We start from the raw sequence: 995 nt of genomic DNA, 5'->3' as shown, positions 1-995 counted from the left end.
CCGGGGTGCGGCCGGGGTGCGGCCAGGCGTCGGCCGGGGATCAGCCGTTGATCATCCCGATGATCGCCCGCACCGCCTCCGCCACCGGCTGTCCGACCGTGCCGACGGTCGCCGCGATCCCGGCGATGGCCATCAGCGCCCGGTGCCGCTCCGGCGCGGGTACGGCGGCGTCGGCGGTCGCGGCCGGCACGGACTCGTCGAGCAGCGCCGCGCTGGGCTCCGGCACCTGCGCCCGCAACTCGGCCACCAGCCGCCGGAGTTCGGCGAGGGCCGCGGCCAGCGCCGGGTCCTGCGCGGTCGGCGCGCCGCCCTGGTTCTTGACGATGCCGATATTGCCGGTGCCGCCGTGCATGTTCACGTTGTCGCCGTAGAAGTAGCTGTCACCGCTCATGAGCTGATCCCCGTGTTTCCGCTGCCGCCGTACATGTTGACGTTGTCCCCGAAGTAGTAGTTCTTCGGCGAGACCGTGAGGCTCTGCACCGTCACCCGGAACTCGGTGTCCGGATGCTCGATGGCATACGAGAGCTGCTCCACCAGCTGGTCCAGATAGCGCGGGTCCGGGCTGGTGACCAGCGCGGTGGACGCGCCCGAGGTCTCCACCGCGAGCACGTACTGCGGGCTCGCGGTCAGGACACCGATCATGTCGACCAGGAAGAAGATCTCGGCGCCGATGGCGAGGAGCCACACGAAGACGACGTAACCGGCCGTGCCCGACTGCCCGTTCGACCCGCCCAGCACCAGCATGGGCAGGCTGGGCAGCATCACGAGCATCGCGATGGCGATGGTCCCGGCGCTGTACCGCAGGAACCGCAGCACCGCCTCCTTGCGCCTGGGCCGCAGCACGAAGGAGTACACACGGGCGATGTTGGCCAGCGGATACACCGCCCGCCCGATCCACAGGATCCGCTTGCTGACCCGCAGATCGAGCATCCTCGGCACCGCATGCGGCGAGGGCGCGGGAACATCCGGCATGGGCGGCGCGGCGGTGTATCCGC

At 70.5% G+C, this 995-nt stretch carries 2 protein-coding genes; both read right to left on the bottom strand.

Annotation, left to right across the window (positions count from 1 at the left end; all coding sequences use genetic code 11):
• Positions 1–40: 40 nt before the first annotated feature.
• Positions 41–391, bottom strand: a complete 351-nt coding sequence (locus CCN72_RS36840) for a hypothetical protein (RefSeq protein ID WP_086812658.1) — start codon at positions 389–391, stop codon at positions 41–43.
• On the bottom strand, positions 388–995 hold a 608-nt coding region (locus CCN72_RS36835; protein WP_341868912.1), incomplete at its 5' end, for a DUF6232 family protein. The genes CCN72_RS36835 and CCN72_RS36840, both read right to left, overlap by 4 nt.

The sequence above is a fragment of the Streptomyces murinus genome (assembly GCF_002154555.1).
Lineage (GTDB): Bacteria > Actinomycetota > Actinomycetes > Streptomycetales > Streptomycetaceae > Streptomyces > Streptomyces murinus.
This window is presented reverse-complemented; position numbering and strand designations above follow the sequence as displayed.

Bases quoted from the DNA above. Each gene is read 5' to 3' on its own strand.
- CCN72_RS36840 (WP_086812658.1), bottom strand. From the start codon at position 391: ATGAGCGGTGACAGCTACTTCTACGGCGACAACGTGAACATGCACGGC.